Raw genomic sequence first — 4,982 nt, 5'->3', positions numbered from 1 at the left:
GATAGTTGAGTAGATCAGTCTGAAGTGAAAAACAGACAACTTTTTTATCCGTACCAAAAAAAAACAAGCTTTAGTGAGCTATTTGCTGACGTGCTGCGTGACGCAAACAATCATGAAAACGAGCAAGCACCCAACGCCTTCTCGCGCGCTCAAAATCACAAAAGCCTAAGCCCCGCTAGGCAGGAAGGTGCCCTGTTTTGACGTAGATAGTACAACCATCTTCTTTGGTAAAGGGATGGTGCTGACTCATGTGCGGACTGCGAATCCAAGTGCCTTTCGGGTAGACGCCATGCTCATCATAAAACGTGCCTTCTAGAACAAAGACCTCTTCACCACCCCAATGACGATGGGGATTAAAAATGGTATTCGGTGCCCAGCGCACAAGTGCAATATGCTCACCCTCGAACTCATGCAGCGGCATAACCGACAACCCGTCTACTAAACCCGGTAGCCAGCACGTAGCGTGCGTATCGATATTGACCGAAGCCGAGTCACGCGCATCGAACTGATGCAACTTCACGAAGATTGTCGCACCCTGTTCACCTATTTTTGGTTGATGCGCCGTGCCGATAGGATTGCGAACGTACGTACCTTTTGGATAGACACCATGCTCATCCTCAAACACACCATCCAACACAACAAACTCTTCACCACCATCGTGCGTGTGTTCGGAAAATTCGCTGTTTGGAGCATATCGGACAATCGAAGTTGCGCGAGCTACCTCATCACCAACACGATCCAGCATCATGCGCTCAACACCCGGCATTGGAGAGTCGACCCATTGATAGCTAGATGGATCAACAACAAAACGCGCATCAAAATCAGCTCTCAGTTTTGTTGTCATGGCGCAGCGCTCCTCACACAGATTACAAATAACAGAAGTCTAAGTAGAACGATCCAAAAATCAGGAAAGCCTAAAAATAAGGTCTGCCCCCTCAGCGGACGGCAGACCTTGTAAAAGCTGAGACTAGACTACGCAGCAACACTTTCCTCAGACGCATTCTGCTCGGCATAAAGCGCTTCAAGGCGCTCAGAATTAGCCAACAAATATTCAAAGGCGCTAAGAGAGGCTTTCGAACCTTCACCCATCGCAATCACGATCTGCTTGTAAGGAACGGTGCTCACATCACCCGCGGCATAAATGCCTTTACTTGAGGTATGGCACTTCTCATCAATGATAATCTCGCCATATTGGCTTGTCTCGATCACATCCTTGACAAAGGCACTGTTTGGCACAAGTCCGATCTGAACAAAGATACCGTCCAGCGCGACGTTTTTCACCTCATCGCTGGTGCGGTCAAGATACGTCAAGCCGTTCACTTTGCCGTCTGCGGCCGTCACTTCCTGAGTCGCGGCACTCTTGATAATGCTGATGTTATCGCGCTTCTCTGCTTGATTAATCAGCACCTGATCCGCCCGCAGCGTATCGCCAAACTCAAGAACGGTAACGCTTTTAACAATACCGGCAAGATCCAGCGCCGCTTCAATACCTGAGTTACCACCACCAATCACGGCAACATCCTTACCTTTAAAGAATGGGCCATCACAGTGTGGGCAGTAAGCGACACCGTTACCAATGTTTTCTTTCTCACCAGGTACGTTTAGCTCTCTCCACTTCGCACCCGTCGCTACGATCAGTGTTTTTGTGTCAATACGCTCACCCGATGACAGCACAACCGTTTTAATTTCTTCATCGATCACCTCGCTCACACGCAAGTGCTCTTTTACGGTAATGTCGTAATCGTTCATGTGTGCAATCAAATTACCCGTCAATTCTGGGCCGGTTGTACTTGATACTGAGATAAGATTCTCGATGCCCATGGTATCTTTCACCTGACCACCCAAACGCTCTGCGATCAAAGTGACTTTCAAGCCTTTACGGGCACTGTAGATAGCTGAAGCGACACCGGCCGGACCACCGCCGATTACCGTGACATCTTGCAGCGGCAGCGCGTTTTCCTCGTCCGCTTGCGCAATACTTTGGTCGCGTTCCATCAATTTTTCGATCAACTGAGCCGCATCCACTTTACCGTTCGCGAAAAGCTCACCGTTGACGTAAACACTTGGTACGCCTTGAATATCGCGCTCTTTAATCACGTCTTGGAACAAGGCACCATCAATCATCTCGCTCGAAATGTTGTCGTTGAGCAAGGCAAACTGATTTAAAGCCTGTACAACGTCTGGGCAGTTGTGACAGCTAAGTCCAATGAACACTTCAAAATGCAGTTTTTCGTTCACCCGACCGACCATTTTCTGCAATGACTCATCCAGCTTTAAAGGCGTTCCCGTCGACTGTAGAACCGCGAGTATCAACGAATTGAATTCGTGACCACTTGGGATTCCTGAGAATTGAACGCCTGTGTCTTTACCATCCACTTCAATAAAAAAGCTAATTGGACTGCGCAAGCTTGTGTCGCGCTCTACAAGCGACAGTCGCTCATTGGTTCCGGCAATGTCCGTCAGAAAAGATTTCAATTCCTCACGCTTTTCATGCTCACCACTTTGCAGAACAAAGGTAAGCGGCGCCTGCATGTTCGCAGTGTATTGTTTGATCGCTTGTAAAATGTCTTGAGATAACATAATTGACTCCCGCTAAATGGATAACTGAAAAGGGTTAGAAGCTCAGGAGAGATGTTTCGATGAATCCTCTCCCCTGTATTTTCACAACATCGCTAGCGGTGTCATGAGAGCTGTTTGGGCAGACTTATTTTTGAAATTAATTACGTCGCGAGAGAAGCTAAGGCTAGGCAAAGTTTGTTGAGGAAGCGGAGCTTACTAGTAGTAAGTGAGCATTCCGAAACACGCTTTAACACAGCCTTAGCAATCGCAGCAGGAATTAATCCAAAAATTAGATCTTGCCGACTAGATCAAGTGAAGGCGCTAGCGTTTCTTCACCCTCTTTCCAAGCTGCTGGACAAACTTGGCCTGGGTTGTTGCGAACGTACTGCGCGGCTTTGATCTTACGAACCAAATCTTCTGCGTCTCGACCGATGCCTTCTGCTGTGATTTCCATTGCCTGAATCACGCCATCAGGGTCGACGATGAACGTACCACGATCTGCAAGACCTTGATCTTCACGCATTACTTCAAAGTTGCGCGTAATTTCACCTGTTGGATCGCCGATCATTGTGTACTTGATCTTGTTGATCGTATCTGAAGAATCGTGCCACGCTTTGTGCGTGAAGTGTGTGTCAGTAGAAACTGAGTAAACCTCTACACCACGTGACTGCAGCTCTTCATACTTGTCTGCCACATCGCCAAGCTCTGTTGGGCAAACGAACGTAAAGTCTGCTGGATAGAAGAAGAACACAGACCATTTGCCTTCCGTGTCTTTATCGCTTACTTCAATGAACTCACCGTTTTTGAAAGCTTGCGCGTTGAACGGTTTGATCTTGGTATTGATTAGTGCCATGTCAGTTTCCTCTTTGAATGGTGACACCGGAGTGTCGTTAGTGGCTATTGCCTTAAGTTCGAGAGTAAGAATAAGCTGACTCGACAAATCCGTAAATTTGAATTAACTTGAAACTCTATTCTATTTTTTAGAACGACAGCGATGCGCTCTGTTCGAAAAGCATTTCTCAAATGAGGGCCCTATGATTTCCATTAAGCAACTTAACTATGCGAGAGCCGTTGGACGCACTCTTCATTTCAAGCACGCGGCAGAAGAATGCAATGTCAGCCCATCCGCTTTAAGCACCGCACTCAATGAGCTCGAAAATCATCTCGGAATGAAAATCTTTGAGCGAGACACCAAGAAAGTGCTGATCACGCCCGCAGGAAAAACCGTACTTGAACGCGCTGAAAAAATATTGGTTGAAGTCGAAGACCTCCAATCGATGGCAACACTGAACCAAACACCATTAAGCGCGCCGATGTCGGTCGGGTTTATTCCGACAATTGCACCGTTTCTGCTACCTAACTTATTAAAAGAGATCAACACTAAGCACCCCGGCTTTCAGCTCATGGTTAGTGAAGAGCAATCTCACGTGCTGGTTGAGAAAGTCCGTTGCGGCGAATTAGATGCGGGCATACTGGCCCTGCCCTATGCCTGCGAAGGTCTGCTGACCTTTGAATTTTGGCAGGAGGACTTTTATTGGATTGCGCGCTTCGATAACGCGTTTGCGGATATGCATGAGATTGGTCGTGAGGAGTTAGAAAAAAGCCAACTGATGCTGCTCAAAGAAGGCCATTGCCTGAAAGATCATATTCTCGACGCTTGCCAGATGTCTGAGCGACAAGCCGAACACGGCTTTAGCGCGACCAGTTTAACCACCTTGGTACAAATGGTAGCAGGTGGACTAGGCACCACATTGGTACCCGAAATGGCACTCAAACAGCTGCTTAACCAAAATCATGAATTGGCGTCTGTGCATCTCAACGAGCCAGGCCCGCATCGCAGCATTGCTATCATCATGCGTCCGAATTATCCACGTGTGACAAGTATTGAAGCATTAAAAAAGCTTGCTCAAGACGCGCTAAGCCCTCTTCGCAAGGGGAGTTTCGATTGAAGTGGGCTGTTCGTCGATCCAAGGCATCAGAGTTTCGATCGGCATAGGGCGTGCAAAGTGATACCCCTGCAATACGTCGACGCTTTTACCGACGAGGTACTCTGTTTGGCTGTCTTTTTCGACGCCTTCAGCGACAACTCGACAACCCAGCTGGCGCGAAAGATAGATAATGACATCCACAATACTCCGGCCCGTATCGCTCAACTCAATGTCGTCGACAAAGCTCTTATCAATCTTGATCTCATTGACCGGGAGCTTCTGCAAATAAGCAAGCGAAGAGTATCCCGTGCCGAAATCATCAATCGACATATCAAAACCTAGGGACTGTAAGTTCTGCATTTGAATGATTGCGTTGTCGATATTCTCCAGAACAGTGCCTTCTGTTATTTCTAATGTGAGGCGACTTGGCGGCACATTAAACCCAGAGATAATGTCCAACAGCGCAGTTTCAAAATCGTCTTTGGAGAACTGGCA

5 protein-coding genes are annotated in these 4,982 nt (G+C 47.6%); 1 reads left to right on the top strand and 4 read right to left on the bottom strand.

Going from position 1 to position 4,982, the window contains the following annotated elements:
• Window positions 1–175: 175 nt before the first annotated feature.
• The 3 genes from A3751_RS10895 to ahpC all read right to left on the bottom strand — a co-directional run bounded on the left by A3751_RS10895 (window position 176) and on the right by ahpC (window position 3,412).
• Window positions 176–844: a cupin domain-containing protein gene (locus A3751_RS10895; protein WP_068455682.1), complete on the bottom strand. Its 669-nt coding sequence runs from the start codon at window positions 842–844 to the stop codon at window positions 176–178.
• Window positions 845–972: 128 nt separating this feature from the next.
• The gene (ahpF, locus tag A3751_RS10890; protein WP_068455679.1) at window positions 973–2,580 is read right to left on the bottom strand and encodes an alkyl hydroperoxide reductase subunit F; all 1,608 of its coding nucleotides are present in this window, start codon (window positions 2,578–2,580) and stop codon (window positions 973–975) included.
• A gap of 268 nt (window positions 2,581–2,848) precedes the next feature.
• The gene (gene ahpC, locus A3751_RS10885; protein ID WP_068455677.1) at window positions 2,849–3,412 is read right to left on the bottom strand and encodes an alkyl hydroperoxide reductase subunit C; all 564 of its coding nucleotides are present in this window, start codon (window positions 3,410–3,412) and stop codon (window positions 2,849–2,851) included.
• 181 nt (window positions 3,413–3,593) lie between these two features.
• On the opposite strand from ahpC, the gene A3751_RS10880 reads away from it, so the two are divergent.
• The gene (locus A3751_RS10880; RefSeq protein WP_068455675.1) at window positions 3,594–4,508 is read left to right on the top strand and encodes a hydrogen peroxide-inducible genes activator; all 915 of its coding nucleotides are present in this window, start codon (window positions 3,594–3,596) and stop codon (window positions 4,506–4,508) included.
• On the opposite strand, the gene A3751_RS10875 is transcribed toward A3751_RS10880, so the two are convergent.
• On the bottom strand, window positions 4,476–4,982 hold a 507-nt coding region (locus tag A3751_RS10875), incomplete at its 5' end, for an EAL domain-containing protein (RefSeq protein WP_156492388.1). The two genes, A3751_RS10880 and A3751_RS10875, sit on opposite strands and share 33 nt — an antisense overlap.

The organism is Oleiphilus sp. HI0080, from assembly GCF_001635135.1.
The sequence above is the reverse complement of the archived record's forward strand: the minus strand, read 5'-3'. Positions and strand labels throughout refer to the sequence as shown.